General features: G+C 62.1%; 11 protein-coding genes, 1 tRNA gene and 2 pseudogenes. 8 read left to right on the forward strand and 6 right to left on the reverse strand.

Annotation, left to right across the window (positions count from 1 at the left end):
* Positions 1-12: 12 nt before the first annotated feature.
* Positions 13-735 (reverse strand): tetratricopeptide repeat protein, encoded by a 723-nt coding sequence (locus JYG32_RS02140; RefSeq protein WP_213264502.1) that lies wholly within the window; start codon positions 733-735, stop codon positions 13-15.
* Positions 736-969: 234 nt separating this feature from the next.
* Between JYG32_RS02140 and cysS the strand changes: the two genes are divergently transcribed.
* From cysS to JYG32_RS02170, 6 genes are all read left to right on the forward strand, one after another.
* A complete protein-coding gene (gene cysS / locus JYG32_RS02145) occupies positions 970-2,367 on the forward strand; it encodes a cysteine--tRNA ligase (RefSeq protein WP_213264503.1) in 1,398 nt (465 codons plus the stop codon).
* Positions 2,368-2,410: 43 nt separating this feature from the next.
* Positions 2,411-3,238, forward strand: coding sequence for a DNA-3-methyladenine glycosylase family protein (locus JYG32_RS02150; RefSeq protein WP_174380451.1), 828 nt, complete (start codon positions 2,411-2,413; stop codon positions 3,236-3,238).
* Between the two features lie 103 nt (positions 3,239-3,341).
* Positions 3,342-4,313, forward strand: a complete 972-nt coding sequence (locus JYG32_RS02155; protein ID WP_006478433.1) for an acetyl-CoA carboxylase carboxyltransferase subunit alpha — start codon at positions 3,342-3,344, stop codon at positions 4,311-4,313.
* A gap of 46 nt (positions 4,314-4,359) precedes the next feature.
* Positions 4,360-5,781 carry a tRNA lysidine(34) synthetase TilS gene (gene tilS / locus JYG32_RS02160; protein ID WP_213264504.1) on the forward strand — a complete coding sequence of 474 codons (1,422 nt, stop codon included), beginning with the start codon at positions 4,360-4,362 and terminating at the stop codon, positions 5,779-5,781.
* 343 nt (positions 5,782-6,124) lie between these two features.
* The gene (locus JYG32_RS02165) at positions 6,125-7,375 is read left to right on the forward strand and encodes an aspartate kinase (protein WP_174380449.1); all 1,251 of its coding nucleotides are present in this window, start codon (positions 6,125-6,127) and stop codon (positions 7,373-7,375) included.
* A gap of 113 nt (positions 7,376-7,488) precedes the next feature.
* Positions 7,489-7,582 (forward strand) — tRNA-Ser (locus JYG32_RS02170).
* A gap of 203 nt (positions 7,583-7,785) precedes the next feature.
* On the opposite strand, the gene JYG32_RS02175 is transcribed toward JYG32_RS02170, so the two are convergent.
* The 5 genes and pseudogenes from JYG32_RS02175 to JYG32_RS02190 all read right to left on the reverse strand — a co-directional run bounded on the left by JYG32_RS02175 (position 7,786) and on the right by JYG32_RS02190 (position 10,553).
* Positions 7,786-8,112: a hypothetical protein gene (locus JYG32_RS02175; protein ID WP_433960839.1), complete on the reverse strand. Its 327-nt coding sequence runs from the start codon at positions 8,110-8,112 to the stop codon at positions 7,786-7,788.
* 74 nt (positions 8,113-8,186) lie between these two features.
* Positions 8,187-8,645 (reverse strand): annotated as a pseudogene (locus JYG32_RS02180) (DUF4942 domain-containing protein); the annotation flags it as partial.
* Positions 8,642-9,061 (reverse strand): annotated as a pseudogene (locus JYG32_RS02185) (DUF932 domain-containing protein); the annotation flags it as partial. The pseudogenes JYG32_RS02180 and JYG32_RS02185, both read right to left, overlap by 4 nt.
* A 518-nt stretch (positions 9,062-9,579) precedes the next feature.
* Positions 9,580-9,708, reverse strand: coding sequence for a hypothetical protein (locus tag JYG32_RS39430; protein WP_283842723.1), 129 nt, complete (start codon positions 9,706-9,708; stop codon positions 9,580-9,582).
* Positions 9,709-9,827: 119 nt separating this feature from the next.
* The gene (locus tag JYG32_RS02190; RefSeq protein WP_249744568.1) at positions 9,828-10,553 is read right to left on the reverse strand and encodes a complement resistance protein TraT; all 726 of its coding nucleotides are present in this window, start codon (positions 10,551-10,553) and stop codon (positions 9,828-9,830) included.
* Between the two features lie 787 nt (positions 10,554-11,340).
* Between JYG32_RS02190 and JYG32_RS02195 the strand changes: the two genes are divergently transcribed.
* Positions 11,341-20,748: a hemagglutinin repeat-containing protein gene (locus JYG32_RS02195; RefSeq protein ID WP_213264505.1), complete on the forward strand. Its 9,408-nt coding sequence runs from the start codon at positions 11,341-11,343 to the stop codon at positions 20,746-20,748.
* Positions 20,749-21,108, forward strand: a complete 360-nt coding sequence (locus JYG32_RS02200) for a hypothetical protein (protein WP_249744569.1) — start codon at positions 20,749-20,751, stop codon at positions 21,106-21,108.
* Positions 21,109-21,122 lie beyond the last annotated feature (14 nt).

A 21,122-nucleotide genomic window follows, 5' to 3' on the forward strand; every position in this document is an offset into this window, starting at 1 on the left:
GGGCCGCGCCGCTTACTGCGACGGCGCGACGTACGGCGCCGCCAGTGCGCCCGACGGACCGCTGAACTGGAACGTCGGCGACATCGGCAGCGTGGTGGTGCTCACGTTCGCAGCTGCGCGGTCGGTGTAGTCGCGCGTGGCCGGCGCGACGGCACGCGCGTTCGGCGCGGCCTTCGGCGGCGACACGATCTTCTGCAGGTCGGCGAGGCGCTGCGCGGTCGCGCCGCTCGTGCGGCCGAGCGATTGCGCACGCTTGTACGATTCGGCCGCGAGGCGCAGGTACAGGTCGCCGAGGTTCTCGTACGCGAGCGAGTAGCTCGGGTTCGATTGCGTCGCGGTGACGAGCGCGGTGCGCGCTTCGTCGTAGCGGCCGTGCTTCGCGTAGAGTGCCGCGAGGTTGTTGTACGGCTCGGGCAGTTCGGGGTACGCCTGCGTGATCGCGACGAACTGCTGGATCGCGTCGTCGTCGCGGTTCAGGCGGGCCAGCACGGTGCCGCGCTTGAACTGCGCCTGCACGTCGTGCGGGTTCGACGCGATGCGCGCGTCGAGCTGCGCGAGCGCCTGCTTCCACTGCTTGCCGGCGATCGACGCGTCGATTTCGGGGGTGCCGTCGGCGGTTGCCGGGGCCTTCTGCGCATGCGCTGCGGGGGCCGCGAACAGCGTCAGCGCGACGCCCATGACGGTGGTCGCAACGAGGGTCGCAGCGCTCGGCGCGCGGCCGCGATGAGGTTTCATAGGCGTAAATCGGAATGTTATACTCCGAGCCATTCTAACAAAACGTCTGCGCGTTCCGGCGAGCCGCAGACAGTCTTTCTTAGCCTCTCGTGGCCGTCACCGCTGTGCTTGCAGCCTGACCGCCCCATGTGATAGCGAGGACGCTCGGCCTGGCGCCGCAGCAGATGGTCCGTCCGCTTCGCATGCTGGGCGAGCTTCGCCAGGGCGGTTTCCTTCGGCTCACGGTTCATCTCTATGGAATCACTGCGCATCTACAACACGCTCGCGCGTGACAAGCAAGTTTTCGTGCCGCGCCAGCCCGGCGAAGTGCGGATGTACGTATGCGGGATCACCGTCTACGACTATTGTCACGTGGGCCACGCGCGCATGCTGGTCGTGTTCGACCTCGTCCAGCGCTGGCTGCGTGCGATCGGCTACCGGGTCACGTATGTGCGCAACATCACCGACATCGACGACAAGATCATCCGCCGCGCGGTCGAGAACGGCGAGACGATCAAGTCGCTGACCGACCGGTTCATCGGTGCGATGCACGAGGATGAAGGCGCGCTCGGCATCCAGCGGCCCGACATCGAGCCGCGCGCGACGCAATTCATTCCGCAGATGCTCGGCATGATCGAGACGCTCGAGACGAACGGCTACGCGTACCAGGCGACCGACGGCGACGTCAATTATTCGGTGCGCAAGTTCGCGAACTACGGGAAGCTGTCGGGCAAATCGCTCGACGATCTCCGCGCGGGCGAGCGCGTCGCCGCGAACGACGCGAAGGAAGATCCGCTCGATTTCGTGCTGTGGAAACGCGCGAAGCCGGAAGATCCCGAAGGCGCGTCGTGGGCATCGAAGTACGGGATGGGCCGCCCGGGCTGGCACATCGAATGCTCGGCGATGGGCTGCACGCTGCTCGGCGATCATTTCGACATCCATGGTGGCGGGCAGGATCTGCAGTTCCCGCACCACGAGAACGAGATCGCGCAGAGCGAAGGCGCGACCGGCCAGACGTTCGTCAATTACTGGATGCACAACGGCTTCGTGCAGGTCGACAACGAGAAGATGTCGAAATCGCTCGGCAACTTCTTCACGATCCGCGAAGTGCTCGAACGATACGACGCCGAAGTCATGCGCTTCTTCATCGTTCGCACGCACTACCGGTCGCAGCTCAATTACAGCGACGTGCATCTCGACGATGCGCGCGCGTCGCTCACGCGCCTCTACACCGCGCTGAAGGATGTCGAGGCCGACACGCTCGCGCTCGACTGGAACGAGCCGCACGCGCAGCGTTTCGCGGCCGCGATGAACGACGATTTCAACACGCCCGTCGCGGTGGCAACGCTGTTTGAGCTGGCCGGCGAGGTGAATCGCACGGGCGACGCATCGCTCGCGCGGCAACTGAAACAGCTGGCGGGCCTGCTCGGCCTGCTGGGCCGCGAACCGCGCGCGTTCCTGCAGCAGGCGTCCGGCGCCGCGCAGGCGGGCGGGCTCGCTGCCGACGAGATCGAAGCGAAGATCGCCGCGCGTGTCGCGGCGAAGCAAGCGAAGGACTATGCCGAAGCGGACCGGATTCGGGCGGAACTGCTCGAGGCCGGCATCGCACTTGAAGACAAACCGGGCGGATCGACCGAATGGCGTCGCGTATGAGCGCGGTGCGTTCCACTGACCGATCCGTCAGGTAGGAGGCAAGATGGCAACGGCCAGAAAAGCGCCGGTCAGGCGCGCGACCCCGGTCGCCGCGCGTCCGGCAGCCAAGCGCGTGCCCGCGGCGAAGGCGGACGCGACGCGCGCCGCGCCGAACGGCGCGCTCAACGGTCATGTGCAGCCGGCGGCCGCGCTGCCGGCCGCCGACGCGGCCCGCAAGACGCGTGCGTCCGAAGTGGACGGCGTGGAGGTCGTCGTGCGTCCTGCATACTGGGACAAGGCATGCGCCGACCTCGTCAAGCGCGACAGGATCCTGAAGAAACTGATTCCGAAGTTCGGTCCCGCGCATCTCGTGAAGCGCGGCGACCCGTTCGTCACGCTCGCGCGTTCGGTCGTCGGCCAGCAGATTTCGGTGCCGTCCGCGCAGTCGCTGTGGGCGCGCATCGAGGACGCCTGTCCGAAACTCGCACCACAGCCGGTGATCCGCCTCGGCGCGGACAAGCTGATCGCGTGCGGGTTGTCGAAGCGCAAGACGGAATACATCCTCGATCTCGCGCAGCATTTCGTGTCGGGTGCGCTGCACGTCGACAAATGGACGTCGATGGACGACGAGGACGTGATCGCCGAACTCACGCAGATCCGCGGCATCAGCCGCTGGACGGCCGAGATGTTCCTGATCTTCAACCTGTCGCGGCCGGACGTGCTGCCGCTCGACGACCCGGGCCTGATCCGCGCGATCAGCGTCAATTACTTCAGCGGGGAACCTGTCACGCGCAGCGAGGCGCGCGAGGTCGCGGCCAACTGGGAACCGTGGCGCACCGTCGCGACCTGGTACATGTGGCGCAGCCTCGATGCGCCCGACGCCGACGCCTGAGTGCCGGCTATCGGGTTTTAAACATCAATAGTTGAGAGTCGGTTTTGTGCGTCGCCCGCGCGGGTAGAATACGCGCTGCCGCAAGACCCAAGGATTCGAACACATGAAGACCACGTTTCTGGATTTCGAACAGCCGATCGCCGAACTCGAGGCCAAGATCGAAGAGCTGCGATTCGTGCAGGACGACTCGGCTGTCGATATTTCGGAAGAAATCGAGCGGCTGTCGAAGAAAAGCCAGCAACTGACGAAAGACCTCTACGCGAACCTGTCGCCGTGGCAGGTTTCGCAGATCGCGCGGCACCCGCAGCGTCCGTACACGCTCGATTACGTTGCGGAACTGTTTACCGATTTTCACGAGTTGCACGGCGACCGTGCATTCGCGGACGATCTGTCGATCGTCGGCGGTCTCGCGCGCTTCGGCGGCCATCCGTGCATGGTGATCGGTCACCAGAAGGGCCGCGACACGAAGGAGCGCGCCGCGCGCAACTTCGGGATGCCGCGTCCGGAGGGCTATCGCAAGGCCGAACGCCTGATGCGTCTCGCCGAGAAGTTCGGGTTGCCGATCTTCACGTTCGTCGACACGCCGGGCGCGTACCCGGGCATCGGCGCGGAAGAGCGCGGCCAGTCGGAGGCGATCGGCCGCAACCTGTACGTGATGGCCGAGCTGAAGACGCCGATCATCACGACGGTGATCGGCGAGGGCGGTTCGGGCGGCGCGCTCGCGATCGCCGTGGCCGACACCGTGATGATGCTGCAGTTCTCGACGTACTCGGTGATCTCGCCGGAAGGCTGCGCGTCGATCCTGTGGAAGAGCGCCGCGAAGGCGCCGGAAGCCGCGGAAGCGCTGGGCCTGACCGCGCACCGCCTGAAGGCGCTCGGCCTGATCGACAAGATCATCAACGAGCCGCTCGGCGGCGCGCATCGCGATCCGAAGGGCATGGCTGCGCTGTTGCGCCGCGCGCTCGCCGATTCGCTGCGCCAGTTCCAGGGCATGAGCATCGATGCGTTGCGCGAGCGTCGCTTCGAACGCCTGATGGCCTACGGCAAGTTCAAGGAAACCACGCCGGGCGCATGACCGGCCGCGTGTTCAATACGCGCGCCGCTGCGCGCGCGTCCCTCTCGTGATCCCACCGACCGAATTCTCCGCCGACCGCGTCGTACTCGACGCGGTCGGCGTTGCGCTTTCCGGCATGCCGTCCGATGCACGCATCGCGATCGCCTACAGCGGCGGCCTCGATTCGACGGTGCTGCTCGACGCGGCCGTGCGTGTCGCGGGCGCGTCGCGTTGCGTCGCGCTGCACGTGCATCACGGCCTGAGCGCGAACGCCGACGCGTGGGTCGCGCATGCCGAAGGGCAAGCGGCCCGGCTCGGCGTCGAATTCGAATCGATGCGCGTCGACGTGCCGCGCGACAGCGGCCTCGGTATCGAGGCGACTGCGCGCGAGCGACGCTATGCCGCGCTCGATGCGATGTGCGAGCGCCATGGCGCGGCCACGCTATGGCTCGCGCAGCATGCGGACGACCAGGCCGAGACCGTGCTGCTGCAACTGTTGCGCGGCGCGGGGATCGCGGGGCTCGCCGCCATGGCGCCGCGCTACCGTCCCGACGGCGTGAGCGTCGAGCGTGTGCGCCCGTTGCTGAGATTGTTGCGCGCGCAACTTGAGCGCTATGCGGCACAGCACGCGCTTGAATGGATCGACGACGAATCGAACAGCGACACGCGCTACGCGCGCAATGCGCTGCGCATCGACGTGCTGCCGGCACTGGCCGTGCATTTCCCGGGCTTTCGCGACGCGCTCGGTCGCGCGGCCCAGCATGCGGCCGCCGCGCAGCGGCTGCTCGACGATCTGGCCGAACTGGATTTCGCCGCCGCCGCGCGCGATGACGGGCGGGCGCTGTCGCGCGAATCGCTGGTTGCATTCGACGACACGCGCGGCGCGAACCTGCTGCGCTTCTGGATGCGCCAGCTTGGTTTGCCGGGCGCGTCGGCCGCCCGGCTCGCCAACATGATGCGGCAGTTGCGCGCCGCGCACGACGCGCATGCGCTGCGCGTCGATCACGCGCGGCAGTGCCTGCGGCTCTATCGCGATGTCGTCTACTGGGAAGCGGGCGACAGCGCCGACCCGGCCGACGACGGCACTGGCACGCCGCACCCGGAAGCGGCGCTTGTGTGGGACGGGCAGGAAGTCTGGCACCTGCCCGGATGGCGCGGCACGTTCGTGTTCGCGCCGGCCGACGCGGGAAGCGCCGGCGCGGTGCCGGAGGCGCTGCTGCGCGGCGCGCGGCTCGCCGCGCGCGCCCGGGCGGGCGGCGAACGGATGCGCACCTCGCCGGGCGGGCCGGGCCGGACGCTGAAGAACCTGTTCCAGGAGCGCGGCGTGCCGGCATGGCAGCGCGATGTGCCGCTGCTGTTCGCGGGCGACCGGCTGATCTACGTGCCGCGGCTTGGCGTGAACCGCGACGGCGAGTTGCCCGACGGCGGGCCGTCCGGCGGCGGCGCGTGGCGCCGGATCGAATGGCGTCCCGACCTGCTGATCGCGTAACGGCGGGCAGGCTTTTGGCGGCGCGATGGCGCGCCCATTTTCACCATTTGGTAAACAGCGCCGGAACGGCCACAGACACGGCGCGCGGCTTGTCAAGCGGGCTTCTATCGGGTACGCTCGGACGTTTGCTCGGCTCGATTTTTGAGCGATTTGTGCAGGTTTCCCGCGTGACGTACCCGGTTTGCGCGGCCTGATCGGCCTTCCGGGCAAAATCCGTCACGCTTGCGCGTTGCGTCCCAGCCGTCTCCCTCGTCGTCCGTCCACAGCCACAAGCCGCGTGACCGAACGGCAACGCGGCCTGCCCAGCGCACCCGTGCGGTCTTTCCTCCAGTTCAGAACGACAATGGCACTCATCGTACACAAATACGGCGGCACTTCGATGGGCTCGGTCGAGCGCATCAAGAACGTCGCGAAACGCGTCGCAAAATGGCATCAGGCCGGGCACCAGTTGGTGGTCGTGCCTTCGGCGATGTCCGGCGAAACCAACCGTCTGCTCGGTCTTGCGAAAGAGATTTCGAGCCAGCCGAGCCCGCGTGAGCTCGACATGATCGCGTCGACCGGCGAGCAGGTCAGCGTCGGCCTGCTGTCGATCGCGCTGCAGGAAATCGGCGTCGAGGCCGTGAGCTACGCCGGCTGGCAAGTACCGATCAAGACCGACAGCGCGTTCACGAAAGCGCGCATCCACTCGATCGACGACGAGCGCGTCAAGGCCGACCTGAACGCAGGCAAGGTCGTGATCATCACAGGCTTCCAGGGCGTCGATCCGGACGGCCACATCACGACGCTGGGCCGGGGCGGCTCGGACACGTCGGCGGTGGCGGTCGCGGCTGCGCTGGGTGCCGAAGAGTGCCTGATCTACACGGACGTCGATGGCGTCTACACGACCGATCCGCGTGTCGTCGAAGAGGCGCGACGCCTCGATCGCGTGACGTTCGAGGAGATGCTGGAAATGGCCAGCCTCGGCTCGAAGGTCCTGCAGATCCGCTCGGTCGAATTCGCCGGCAAATACCAGGTGAAGACGCGCGTGCTGTCGAGCCTGACCGATCCGCTGATTGCGCTCGACGAAGAAATGCGCTCGGGCACCCTGATTACTTTTGAAGAAGACGAGACCATGGAAAAGGCAGTCATTTCCGGCATCGCGTTCCAGCGCGACGAAGCACGCATTGCTGTGATGGGCGTGCCCGACAAGCCGGGCATCGCGTATCAGATCCTCGGCCCGGTTGCCGACGCGAACGTCGACGTCGACATGATCATCCAGAACCAGAGCGTCGAAGGCAAAACCGACTTCACGTTCACGGTCGGCCGTGGCGATTACCAGAAGGCGATGGACATCCTCACCAACCAGGTGAAGGGCCATGTGAACGCCGAGCAGGTGCAGGGCGACCCGAAGGTGTCGAAGGTGTCGGTCGTCGGCGTCGGCATGCGTTCGCACGTGGGCGTCGCGAGCAAGATGTTCCGCACGCTGTCGGAAGAGGGCATCAACATCCAGATGATCTCGACGTCCGAAATCAAGATTTCGGTGCTGATCGACGAGAAATACATGGAGCTGGCCGTCCGCGCGCTGCACAAGGCATTCGAACTCGACCAGGCATGATGAAATTTTCGTGATGCGTTGACGAAAATGCATCACGGAAATTGACGCGCGGTTCGAAACCCTATACTATCTCGTTCTCGTCGCACTGCCTCCCTGGTGCGAGCGAAAGTTTGGGAGACGTGGCCGAGAGGTCGAAGGCACTCCCCTGCTAAGGGAGCATCTGGGCCAAAACCTGGATCGAGGGTTCGAATCCCTCCGTCTCCGCCAAAAGCGGTGAGAAAGCCCCGTAAGTTCAAGGACTTACGGGGCTTTTTGTTTTTCAGCCCATCAGTAGGCCCATCATCGAGCGTTGACTGGATTGTTGTCGTTCAGCACATCATCCAAACCTTCGGGCAGGGTTGGATGCCGATCCCCATGCATTCATCGACGCACTGCTGAACCAGCCGCTTTCTTCCTTGCCGCGTTGACGGCTAGTAGTCGCCCGGCAACAGAAAGGTCGTTGCCGACCTGTCCGATTCCGTGATGACCCAGACGGTTTGTCCGTTCGGGAGGACGTAGCTGGACAGCAGGCGCAGGCCGGCGTCGACCGATCGCTCGTTTTGCTGGCGATCCGACTCGGGGAGATCACCCCAATCGCCACGAATGTGGCGGATCAGCAGGTCAATGGTCGAGACGCGTGCGGCGTTCATGACATCCACGGCGGCGGGTGTGGCGAAGATCCGACCGAGCTTGAAGCGCGGGCCGGCACGGTGAGTAGACGGCAGATTCACGAAATACTCCTGGTAATAGACGAGCACGGGCCTCCGGATGAACCGGATACCGATTTCGTTGAATGGGTGGGGAAAGACGAGACGCAGGACGCGTCCCGGAATTACCGGACTTCGGAGGCGAGCGCGTTCGGGTAGTGCTTCGCGAGGATCTTGTTCATTTGGTCGACCAGATCCGCGCGCTTGAAGGTCAGATGGCCGTTGCCATTTTTGAACCAGCGTAAATGGAAATAGTCGTGCTCGACCTCGGTTCGTCGGGCTTGCCAGGTGTCGGAGATGAGGCAGTACGCGCCGTTGCGGTGATCCGGTTCCGGCTTACTGTCGAGGATGCAGAACACTCGGATTAGATCGTCCAGCTCGTTCGTGACGCGGAAATTTGGGGAACCGGAACTGAGCAGGTAGCGCACGATGATGCGCTTGCCGAACTTGAAGGGCTGATTCGTTTTGTAATTCCACGACAGCCGCTTGAAGCACTGAAGCACGCCGCGTTCGAACATGTCGCCGCGTGCGCCATAGAGCTGCGCGAATGTCGCTTCGATGTTGGCGGCCGTCAGTTCGGGTAACCGTTGATCTGATCCTTGCCCTTGAGCGTGCCGGATTGCCCGGTGCGCGCGAGCGCCCACAGCTTGCGCCCTTCCTTCAGTACGCCGGCCGTCTCGAGCTGGAACCCGCCGATCTCCGTCAGATCGCGATAAAACTCCAGGATCTCTTCGGGTTGCACGACCTGATAGCGTGCGCTCACAACGGACAGCGGTGCCTTGTTGTCCGAGCGGTACAGCACCTTCTGTTCAGGAAACGCGTGGATCGAGCCGAGATTGCGGTTGCCAGCCGCGACGAAGCGTACTTCGGCCTCTTCGATCCGCCAGTCCATCCCGGCGGCGCGCGCCCAGACTTCGAGCGGTTGTTTCGGGGCGAGCTTGTTGCCAAGACCGTGCCACGGTTCGGCGCCCACGTAGGCCATCGATTGAACGAGATGCATAAGAAAACTCCTATTGAAAAATCACAGTGCATAAAGCCCGGCCGAGGCCGAGCGGAACGAAATCAATGAAGGAAATGAGACGGGAAGCGGGCTAGCGTGGTTGAACGCTGAAGGTGCGTCCGCAGGCGAGGCATCGCCAGTTGTCGAGAATTTTTTGGTCGACGGCTTCGCCAAAGGCGGCACCGGTTGCACAACCAGCGGCGCCAGCGATCAGACCAGCGAGGATCGCGCCTGCTACGCCACCGCAGGCCGAGCCGATCGGACCGGCGATCAATCCGGCCGTTGCGCCGGCCTCCGCGCCAGACAATGCAAGCGCGACAGCACTGGTCGCGCCGGCCGCTGCACCAACGGTTCCGCCAATACGGCGTACGACGTGGCGCGGTTCCGTACGGGGCGATTGACATTGCGGACACGGATAAATTGGCCCCGAGCCGGGACGGTAATGGGTGGATTCAGCGGTATCCGATCGAGACGGGCCAGTGGACCAGGACGCTTCGTCGTCATCGAACGGGCGGTGATCATGCATGAGTTGTAGCCTCCCTGCGAATCTTGCCGACGTACTTGCAGTGGCATGCGGCCACCAGTATCCCGCCGACGAACGCGAGCGCGAACGCGGCGAGGTAATTGAGGGGAGAGGGATAGAGCATGGCTGGTTTCCTGAGAATGGACCAAAGCGATCTGATGTGACGGTTGGCCGATGCTGATGGGGCGTCCGGCAATTGAGCGCTTTCGACCTTTTGCGCGAATCAGACGACACGGACCGGGCTCAGTGAAATGCCGAGCCGAAGCTGTGGCCGCACGTCAGACACCGATGGTTGTCGAATACGTTGTCGTCGAGCACGGCGCCGACAGCGGAGCCGGCGACAGAACCGGCTGCGCTGCCGAGCAGGCCGGCTACGACCGCACCCGCCAGTCCGCCGAATACAGCGCCGACCGGTCCGCCGATCGCGCCAACGGCTGCGCCGGCTTCGGCGCCGGACAACGCCATCGCAAAACCACCGGTCGCGCCGGCGACACTGCCGATCGTGCTACCGGTTCTGCGACCGACATTGAGCGTTTCAATACGAGCCGAGCCGCAATGCGGGCAGCCATGTGTGTCCGCCGGGGACGCGGCAGCTTCCGTCAGCCGCTGCGGCGCGTAGGAGAAGTAGTCAGGAGGCGGCGCATGGCGTGCCTCCGAAGTGGGCGACGCGGTTTCGAAAAGCGGTTCGTCAAACTCGGGCGGTGCGAACGACGAGCGAGCGGATGCTGCGTGGCTTGACGATACTGAAGCTGGGCGGCGTAGAGCGTCCAGCGCATGATCGGGATACGGGGCCTGCGCTTCCCATTCATCGTGTTCGTCGATCGCGCAGGACGATGGAGAGGACGGAGCGGGGGTTTTAGGGGAAGTCGGACGATCTTTGGTTGCGAGCCAGTAGAACCCGAACGCGAACATCGCAACGAGCAAGAGTGCCAGGCCGATCAGCACGGCGGTATAGAGAGTGGAATTCACGAAGTCTCCTGAACGAAGTGCGTCGATGCGGAAGTGCATCGGCGGAGCGGCCGTAGCTGGCCGTGTTCGGGAAAGTGATATGTGGTTCAAAAATTCTGCATTCCGGCGGCGAGCAGGGCGTCCGGCGAAAGTCGTGTTGCAAACTGGAGACAGGCTGCATCGCACGGGCGTCTACTTTCGCTAGTGGATGATCCGTGGATTAACGGCGGCGAGAAATGTCAAACCATCCTATTTGAGATAGTGGGCGTTTAAATAATTTAGATGGTTTTCTGGATTTGCGAAAAAGCGACGCGATTCTGATTGCTCTCTTACGATGGCGCGTAGACGACGATGTCTGCATGCGCGCAGCCTCAATAAATCAACGATTCGCTCGCATCGGACGCGGAGGCGATGCCCCGCAGTGTCCGTTACCTCGTGGTCCACACCTCAGGCTTTCAGGCTCATCATTTCTTATCAAATAGCGTATTCAAGTGTCAATTTTTTATTTTCAAGATTTATGAAGGGTGGCGCGTATTCGATCTTGAATGTGTCGTGATTCTGTTCATGTGGTGATGCGTGCTGGCTTTACCCACGGGCACCCCTGACGAGGCCTTGCAATTTCTGACAGTGCGGTAGAGCACATTTCGATACATTCGCGGCGAGAGACCAATCATTCCGCAGCCAGCACGAGTGAAAAGGAATCGAGAGACTTCGGCAACGTCGAATCGACGTTGAGAAGCGTTTCCGTACTTGCGCAGCGTGTTCAGCCACCGTTCTTTGACGTTCGACATGAGCGTTTGCCGCAGCCATGAATAAGAACCAATATCGTCTGGTATTCAGCCGCGTGCGCGGCATGTTGATTGCAGTCGAAGAGACTGCCAGCTCGTCGGGGAAAGCGAGCGCGGGTGAAACCGCGCGGGCCACAGGAAGCGGTGGGCTGCATGCCCTCGCGCAGTTCGGAATGCGTCACGCGGCGTTCGCCGCGTTGCTTGCGGCAGGCATGACGCCGATGTGGTCGAGTGCGCAGGTCGTGGGTGCAGGTGCGAATGCACCGTCGGTGATCCAGACGCAGAACGGCCTCCAACAAGTCAACATCACCAAGCCGAGCGGCGCGGGTGTGTCGCTGAACACCTATTCGCAATTCGACGTACCCAAACAAGGCGTTATCGTCAATAACTCGCCTGTTTTGACGAACACACAGCAAGCGGGATACGTCAACGGCAACCCGAACCTCAGCCCGAACGGTTCGGCCAGGATCATCATCAACCAGGTCAACAGCTCGAACCCTTCACAACTGAAAGGTTTCGTTGAGATCGCAGGCCAACGTGCGGAGATGATCATTTCCAATCCGTCTGGTTTGGTGGTCGATGGTGGCGGCTTTATCAATACCTCGCGTGCAATCCTGACGACCGGCACGCCGAATCTGAATGCGGACGGATCGCTGGCGGGTTTCAACGTTACACGCGGCCTCATCACCGTTCAAGGCGCTGGCCTGAATGCCACAAATGTGGATCAGGTCGATCTGATAGCGAGAGCCGTACAAGCCAATGCAGCCATTTATGCGACGAACCTGAATGTGGTCGCAGGCGCGAATCAGGTCAATCACGACACGCTCCAGGCAACACGAATCCAGGGGGACGGTGCGGCGCCGGCCGTCGCGATCGACGTGGGCCAACTGGGCGGTATGTACAGTAATCGCATTTTTTTGGTCGGAGCAGAAGGGGGCGTCGGTGTCCGGAACGCGGGGACGATCGCGGCGGACGCGATGGGTCTGACGCTGACCACCGACGGGCGGCTGATTCAGTCGGGAAAGATTTCGTCGACCGGTAACGTCGCCATTTCGGCGGCAGGTGGAGTCGAGAACAGCGGCACGACCTATGGTCAGCAGTCGGTTTCAGTGAATACCGGCGCGGATGTGGTCAATACCGGCACGCTCGCCGCGCAACACAACGTCGGCGTGACGGCGGGTTCGCTGAATTCGACGGGACTGCTTGGCGCAGGCGTGGACAGCAACGGCACCGTCACGCAAGCTGGCGACTTGCAACTCGCGACGACCAGCCAATTGAGCGCCACCGGTAAAAACGTTGCGGGTGGCAACGTGACGGCGAAAGGCTACGGCGTGAATCTCGCCGGCAGCACGACCGCCGCGAACGGCAACCTGTCGTTGACCGCGACCAACGGCGACGTGAATCTCACGAATGCAACGACGAGCGCGCAAGGGGCGGTGACGGCGAACGCGGCGGGCACGGTCATCAATGACCACGGTAACCTGACGAGCGGTGGCAGCACGACGCTGACGGGCGGCAACGTATCGAACCAAGGCGGCAATGTGTCGTCGCAGGGACCGCTGTCGGTGACGGCGGCGGGGCAACTCGCCAACCAGTCCGGCGTGCTCGTTTCGCAGAGCACGATGGCGTTGCGTGGCGGCGCCATCGCGAACAATCAAGGCACGATCCAGAGTGCGGGGCACGCCGATGTCAATGGGACGACGATCGACAATACCGCCGGTCGAGTCACGTCTCTCGGTACTGACGGCCTGGTATTGACGGCGACCGGTCAGCTCGTGAATGCGGCCGGCACGACGGCGAACGGCGTGCAAGGCGGCGTGATCGGCGGCAATGGCGACGTGGCCGTGCAGGGCGGCAATATCGCCAACCACGGCACGATCACGTCCAATACGAATCTCCACGTTTCCGGCCAGTCGGTCGACAACACCAGCGGGTCCTTGCAGGCTGCTCAGAATGTGGTCGTCGACGCCGGCGCACACCTGACCAACAGCGGCGGCACGATTGCCGGGCAGAGCGCGACATTGAGCGGTGCGACCCTCGACAACAGCTTGGGCACCGTGCAGGCTGGGCAGGTTGCGTTGAACGCATCCACTGTTGTGAACCATGGCGGCACGATCACGCAGACCGGCACTGGCGCGATGGCCGTCAATGTCTCGGGCACGCTCGACAATTCGAGCGGCGGCACGCTGCAAACCAACAGTACGGACGTGACGCTGGCTCCGGCTGCGCTGGTTAATGATGGCGGCACGATCGTCCACGCGGGTACCGGCACGCTGACACTGGGCAACGGCACGGGCTCGGTATCGAACGTAGGCGGCAAGATCGCGAGCAACGGTCAGGTTATTGCTAAAGCCGGCAGCCTGAACAACACGTCGGGATCGATCAACGCTCAAACCGGGCTGACGGCGGCGGTCAGCGGTGCGTTGAACAATACGAACGGCAAGCTGTTATCCAACACGGCCGTCGGCTTGACGAGCGCCACGCTGACGAACGACGGCGGCCAGATCGGTGCGAGCACGAATGCGACGATTCACACAGGGTCGATGACGAACCAGGGCGGCTCGATCGTTGCCCCGAGCCTGTCGGTGACCGCCGATTCGACGCTCGACAACAGCGGCGGCACGCTCGAAGCGAACCAAATGGCGCTGACCACGCCGAACCTGACGAACCACGGCGGGACGATCACGCAGTATGGATCGTCGGCGATGGGCGTCAACGTGAGCGGCTCGCTGGACAACTCCGCAGGCGGCGTGATCCAGACGAACAGCACGGACCTGACGCTTGCCCCGGCCCAACTGAACAATGCCGGCGGGACGATCACGCATGCCGGCACGGGCACGTTGACGATTGAACCTGGCAATGGTGCGAGCGCGTTGAACAACGCAGCAGGGACTATCGTCACCAAGGGTCAAGCGGTGGTCGACGCGAGCACGTGGGACAACTCGGGCGGTATCCTCGCGGCGCAAGGCGGCATCAACGCAACGATCGCGGGTGACGTGAACAACGCGCAAGGGCTGATTCGTTCTGGCGCGTCCCTGTCGCTCACCAATGGTGGCGCGCTAGTGAACCAGGCCGGCCACATTCAGGCTGGCCAGTCGACGGCGGGCGACACGAGCACGCTCAGCATCCAGTCGGCATCGATCAACAATGCCGATGGCTCGATTGCCGATCTTGGCGCCGGCAAGATGACCGTGCAAGGCGGCAGCCAGATCACCAATAGTCACGCGGGCGGTGTGTCGGGCATGGGCGCGATCACCGGTAACGGCGACGTGACGGTCAGCGCGGCATCGATTTCCAACACGCAGGGCGGACAACTGAGCGGCGCGAGCCTCCACGTTCGAGGGACGGCCCTGGACAACAGCGGCGGGCAGATCGGCAACGTCGCGAATTCGAGCGGCGACGTGGACGTGACGACGACCGGCGCGATCACGAACACGAACGGGCAGATCAGCTCGACGCATGACTTGACGGTAACGGCTCCGACGCTGCGGGGCGGCGGCACGTATAGCGCGGCTCACGATGCCAACGTGAACCTGCAGGGCGACTTCTCGGTAACGCCGGATTATCAGTTCAACGTCGGCCACGATCTTGCTTTCACGTTGCCTGGCACGTTCGACAACAGCGGCAACGTACAGTCGGTCAACAATCTGAGCGTCAACGCGGGCAACATCGTCAACTCCGGCGCACTGTCGGCCGGTGGGCTGCTGCATACGCAATCGACCAACCTGACCAACACGGGTGCGATCGTGGGCGGCAGTACGTCGCTCAACGCAACGGGCACGGTGTCGAACCTCGCGCCGACCGCGCTGATTGGTGCGTCGGACAGTAACGGCACGCTCGAAATCCTCGCCAACGACATTGAGAACCGTGACGACACCACGGCGACCGATACGATGGCGACGACGGCCATCTTCGGCATGGGCAAGGTCGTGCTCGCGGGCGGCAAGGATGCCAGCGGCAACTATACGAACGCAGCCCTGATCAACAACTCGTCGGCGCTGATCCAGTCAGGCGGCGATATGGAGCTGCACGCCAATCAGGTGACGAACACGCGTCGGGTGATGACGACCTCGACCGGTTCCGTTGATCCGGCGACGCTGGCGCAGTTCGGTATTCCGATCAAGGGGCAAACCGGCCAGGTGGGTGTGAAGGACCCGACCAGTATCGGCGGCGTGTATACCGATCCGCCCCATGGCGGTCAGTGGAACAGTACGTATCAATACACGACTTACTACGCGGATAGCGCGACGGCGACGACCGTGACGGGGATCAGCCCGGCCGCGCAAATCGCGTCGGGCGGCAACATCGATGCGTCCACGACCGGGAACCTGAAAAACTACTGGAGCAGTATCACGGCGGTCGGCAATATCAAGATGCCGCAGCATTACGATGGCGACGGTTGGGCCGCGACCGGCCAGCAGGCGCCGAGCGTGACCGTGTCGTATTCCGGGCAGTATCACTACAACAACTACGACAATAGCGAATACAACTGGCAGTTGCCGTTCGGCAACGCGCCGTTCGTCACGAGCCGCCCGGGCGGTTATACGCAGGCGGCGCCGGCGTCGGTCAAGCAATATTCGTTGCCGGACTACCATTCGACCTTGGGCTCGAACGGCACGATTTCCGGAACAGGCGTGAGCATCAATAATACGGCCGGCAACGCGTCGATTCCGTCGCTTGGCCTGCTGCCGGGGCAAGCCGTCCCGGGGTTGACGATCGGTGGCTTGAGCGGCAACGCGAGCGGCACGAAGTCGGGCGCGTCGGCGGTGCACGGTGGCGTCACGACCGTCGATCCGGTCATTGCCGGCGCGACGGCGTTGAATGTGCTGAACAACCTCACGATTCCGCAGGGCGGCTTGTACAGGCCGGACCCGTCGCCGAACGCGAACTACGTGATCGAGACGAACCCGGCGTTTACGAACCAGAAGAATTTCATTTCGAGCGACTACTTCTTCGGTCAGCTCGGCGTCGACCTCACCCATATTCCGAAGCGTCTGGGTGATGGCTTCTACGAACAGCAACTGGTACGCAATCAGGTCACGGCGCTGACCGGCCGTGCGGTGCTGGGTCCGTACACGGACCTGCAGGCGATGTACCAGTCGCTGTTGGCGGCGGGCGCGGCGTTGGACAAGCAGCTTGATTTGCCGATCGGTGCGAGTCTGTCCGCCGATCAGGTATCGAAGCTGACCGGTAACGTCATCATGATGGAAACGCGCGTGGTTGACGGCCAGTCGGTGCTGGTACCGGTCGTCTACCTCGCGAAGGCGAACCAGCAGAACGTCAACGGCCCGCTGATTACTGCAACCGACATCGATTTGAAGGACGCGCAGAACTTCACGAACAGCGGCACGGTGAAGGCGGACAACACGCTATCGATTCAGGGCAAGCAGATCGACAACGCGTTCGGCGCGCTGCAAAGCGGCGGGCTGATGTCGTTAACGACGACGGGCAATGTCGATTTGACGTCGGCGAAGGTCAAGGCAGGTGATCTGAACATCGACGCGGGCGGCAACTTGATTCTCGATACTGCGACGAAGGCCGATACGCGCGTGAGTCGCGACGGTGCGACGAGTGTCACGACCACGCTTGGGCCGATCGCTCAACTTGACGTGACCGGTGATGCTGCGATCAAGACGGGTGGAAATTTTCAGCAAAAGGCCGGCAACTTGTCGGTCGGCGGCGATCTTGGCATGAATGTCGGGGGTAACTGGGATCTCGGTGCGGTCCAAACGGGCGAACACAAGATCGTGCAGCGCGCAAACGGCGTGTCGAACACAGACATCAACAATGTAGTCGGCAGCGCGGTGAAGGTCGGCGGCGTATCGAGTATCGGTGTTGGTGGGAACATCACTGCGCAAGGTGCGCAAATTGAGTTCGGCCAGGGCGGCACGGTCGCGGCGAAGGGCAATATCTCGCTTGGCACTGCGAGTGCGACGTCGACCGTGAACAGCAACAGTTCCGGCAGCGACAGTCACGGCAGCTATGCGGAGACGCTGCATACGTCCGACCAGGCGCTGACCGGTACAACGCTCAACGGCGGCGACACGGTCACGCTTGCGTCGGGTAAGGATCTTACGATCATCGGCAGTACGATCAGCCTCGACAAAGGCAATGCGAACCTGTTGGCAGCAGGCGATGTGAACATCGGTGCGGCAACTGAAACACATGAGCTGAATTCGCACGAAACGCACAGCCACAGCAATGTCGTCAGTGGCGCGAAGATTGCGAGCGGCATTGACCAGACGGCAACGTACAGTCAGGGCAGCACGGTATCGGCCGATGGCGTCAACATCGTCAGCAACCGCGACATCAACGTGACGGGCAGCAATGTCGTCGGCACGAACGACGTCACGTTGCAGGCAAAGCGCGACGTCAACATCAAGACCTCGCAAGACACGACTCAATCGTCCAGCTATTACGAGAAGAAGGAATCGGGTCTGCTCACGAATGGCGGTCTGTCGGTGACGATGGGTTCGCGCTCGACCGCACAGCAAGATCAAGCAAGCTCGGTGACGAATCATGGCAGCGTGATTGGATCGTCGCAGGGTAACGTCACGATCCAGGCCGGGAAGGATGCGACGATTACGGGCAGCACGGTCGTTGCCGGCCAGGATGTTGGAATCACAGGCCAGAACGTGACCGTGAATGCTGCCTACGACACCTACAAAGATGCGCAATCGCAGCAGTTCAGCCAATCGGGTCTGAGCGTCGGATTGGGCGGCGGTCTGGTTGGACTCGGGCAGTCGATGGCGAGTGCGGTGCGCCAGGGCCAACAGTCGGGCGATTCGCGTCTCGCTGCGGTGCAGGCCGTGGCGGCGGCCGAGCAGGCTTACCAGAACCGTGGCGGCATCAAGGACGCGGCCAATGCCCTGTCGAACGGCAATGTGAGCGAGGCCGCCAAGGGCGTTCAGGTGCAGATCAGCATCGGTTCGAGCCATAGCAGCAGCAATTCAACAACATCGATCACGAACGCGAAAGGTTCGTCGGTCATCGGTAACGGCAACGTATCTATCACAGCGACTGGTACGCAGGACGCGAATGGCAACGCTCAGGCAGGAACTGGGAATATCGGGATGACTGGGGCGACGGTTCTCGGCAAGAATGTCGCGCTCGATGCGAACAACGCGATCACGCTGCAAAGCGCGCAGAGTACTGAGCAGGACACGAGTTCGAATAGTTCCAGCGGGTGGAACGCCGGAGTTGGGATTGGGGTTGGAAAAAATACCGGTATCAGCGTATTCGCGAACGGTACGAACTCGCACGGCCAAGGCAACGGCGACAGCGTCACGCAGTCCAATACGACTATTACGGCGGGCAACGCGCTAACGTTGCGATCGGGCGGCGATACGACGCTGACAGGTGCGCAGGTGTCGGGCGACAAAGTCAAGGCCGATGTCGGTGGCAATCTGACGATGACGAGCGTTCAGGATACGTCGAACTACACCAGCAACCAGCACAACAGTGGTGTCAGCGGCACCTTCACGTTCGGTTATGGCGGTGGGGTTGATGCGTCGATTGGCCATACCGGCATTGATGCGAATTATGCGTCGGTGAATCAGCAAACCGGGATCGTGGCTGGCAAGGGGGGCTTCGATGTAAATGTGGCGAACCATACGCAACTGAACGGTGCGCAGATTGCCAGTGCAGCACCGGCTGAAAGCAACAATCTGACGACTGGCAGTTTGGGTTTCTCGAATGTCCAGAATTCGATGTCGTATTCGGCGTCGACAGAAGGGTTCTCGACATCGAGTGGTCCGAGCTTTGCGCAGACAAGTGATCATGCGAGCGGGGTCACGCAGGCAGCGGTGAGTCCGGCGAAGATCGTTGTGAAGTCCGATCAACAGGACGGTACCGATAGCACGGCAGGTCTGTCGCGTGACACGGCGAGCGCGAATCAGACCGTGCAAAACACGTTTAATTTGCAGCAGGTTCAGAACGATCTGGCTTTCGCGCAAGCGTTCGGCAAGGCAGCAACCTTCGCGGTTGCGGAAGCCGCGACGCAACTGGAGAACAGTAGTCCGCAGATGAAGGCGCTGTTCGGTGAAGGCGGCGCAGGGCGTGATGTCCTGCATGCAGCGGTCGCTGCGATTGGCGCGGCGTTGTCGGGCGGGAATGTGGCTGGCGCGGTCGCCGGTTCGGTTGCTGGCGACGTATTGCAGTCACTGGCCCAGCCTATTATTGATCAGGCGGTTAGTCAGTTGCCGTTGGACGCGCAGGCGGCAGCGCGCAAGGCGTTGAACGAAGTTGTCGCCACGGCTGGCGGAGCGGCAGGTGGTGCGCTGGCGGGTGGTGGGTCGGGTACGCTCGCAGGTGCGGGTGCTGCCGCGAACAATGAGCTTTACAATCGTCAACTGCACCAAAGCGAGGCCGAAAAACTCCAGCAATTGCAGAAAAATCAGTCATCGGAGGAGCAATATCGGCTTGCTGCAGCGGAATGTGCGCTTGTGCATTGTGCGGACAATATCCCGGACAGTGACCCGAAGAAGGCGATACTGCAAAAAATGCAGAATGACGGTTCACAGTTTACCTACGAGAAGGATGTTCTGACGAAGGCTGGTGCATTCGATGGATACACCAAATTGGATCGCCTGAACGATGCCTACGATCGAAATCAGGTTTCGAATCGCCTTGTGGGGGCGGTGCAAGGCGTGACAGGTGTGGCGACCGGAACGGCGGCGGCATTAGGTGGTTGCTACACCCTGGTTGGTTGTATCGCGGGGGGGGCTGTTGCTGGTATAAGCTTCGATTATGCGAAAGCTGGTTTTACTCAGGCAGTAAACGGTAATCCGACGCCGACCTATGGTGAGCTCGCGCTGCAGAGTCTAGGGATGAGTCCGGGGGCGGCCGCGATGACGTACGCGGCATTGGGTCTCGGAGCAACGGTTGGCAGTGTGGCCGCAAATAATGCAGCGGTACAGGCGGCGTCGAAGGGGGTGCCCCAGTCGAACGAGTCGATTCAGGCTGGGATTAAGAATGATCTGGCGCAGCAGGTTGCTGATTTGCGGTCAACTTTGACGGGTAGCGCAAAAACGAGTGGAAACGTAGGTGTGGCGCAGATCAATATTCAGGGTATTCAGCCGACGATGGCAGCATCGAGTCAAATTTCTACTCCGACAGCAGAGCAACAAGCCTTGGGATTCGTAGGAAAGGTACCAGAGACGTTTCCCAGTTCCAACGTATGGACGTCGGGGAATGATCCAATTCTTCTTAATCGAAGTGCCGATTCTGAGGCTAAGATACTGAATAACATTGCTGCTCAGCTTGGGGACAATACGTCGGTTTCTGGGGCTATTAATCTACTTACAGAGCGTGCCCCGTGTGCAAGTTGCTCGAATGTGATTCAGCAATTCCAGGAAAAATATCCAAACATTAAAGTTAATGTGATGGATAATGGTGGTGTCATTAGGCCAACCAAATCGGGTAAGTGAATGAGCTCAAGAAGAGAAGATCGAGTGCCATATGAAACAATTAAGGCGTTGGCATTGGATGCATATTTCAATTTCTGCAGAGACAGCGCTCTTATGGAAAGAGCTTCTCACAGGGAGGTGTTGGGGCACGTCGATCTAAATTTCGAAGGCGTGTATGAATCTCAGATCGAAAATCTAATGCTTTGTGTTGTTCAATTGGTGCTGTCGGGTGGATGGTATCCGGACGCCGAGCGGAGTATGAGGAAGAAGATCGTCGACGAAATTTCGGTAAATGGGATCGATAAAGTTTTGCAAGGCGTACCGTCTGAAGAGGCTGAGTTGTTCAAGCATGATTTGAGAATTTTGAAATTCATTCAATGATGGGCTAGAGCGCG

The organism is Burkholderia pyrrocinia, assembly GCF_018417535.1.
In the GTDB taxonomy this organism is placed as follows: domain Bacteria; phylum Pseudomonadota; class Gammaproteobacteria; order Burkholderiales; family Burkholderiaceae; genus Burkholderia; species Burkholderia pyrrocinia_E.

What these genes read in the sequence shown, in the direction of transcription:
- JYG32_RS02140 (WP_213264502.1), bottom strand. Translation starts at nt 735, where the DNA reads ATGAAACCTCATCGCGGCCGCGCGCCGAGCGCTGCGACCCTCGTTGCG.
- cysS (WP_213264503.1), top strand. Translation starts at nt 970, where the DNA reads ATGGAATCACTGCGCATCTACAACACGCTCGCGCGTGACAAGCAAGTT.
- JYG32_RS02150 (WP_174380451.1), top strand. Translation starts at nt 2,411, where the DNA reads ATGGCAACGGCCAGAAAAGCGCCGGTCAGGCGCGCGACCCCGGTCGCC.
- JYG32_RS02155 (WP_006478433.1), top strand. Translation starts at nt 3,342, where the DNA reads ATGAAGACCACGTTTCTGGATTTCGAACAGCCGATCGCCGAACTCGAG.
- JYG32_RS02165 (WP_174380449.1), top strand. Translation starts at nt 6,125, where the DNA reads ATGGCACTCATCGTACACAAATACGGCGGCACTTCGATGGGCTCGGTC.
- JYG32_RS39430 (WP_283842723.1), bottom strand. Translation starts at nt 9,708, where the DNA reads ATGCTCTATCCCTCTCCCCTCAATTACCTCGCCGCGTTCGCGCTCGCG.
- JYG32_RS02195 (WP_213264505.1), top strand. Translation starts at nt 11,341, where the DNA reads ATGAATAAGAACCAATATCGTCTGGTATTCAGCCGCGTGCGCGGCATG.
- JYG32_RS02200 (WP_249744569.1), top strand. Translation starts at nt 20,749, where the DNA reads ATGAGCTCAAGAAGAGAAGATCGAGTGCCATATGAAACAATTAAGGCG.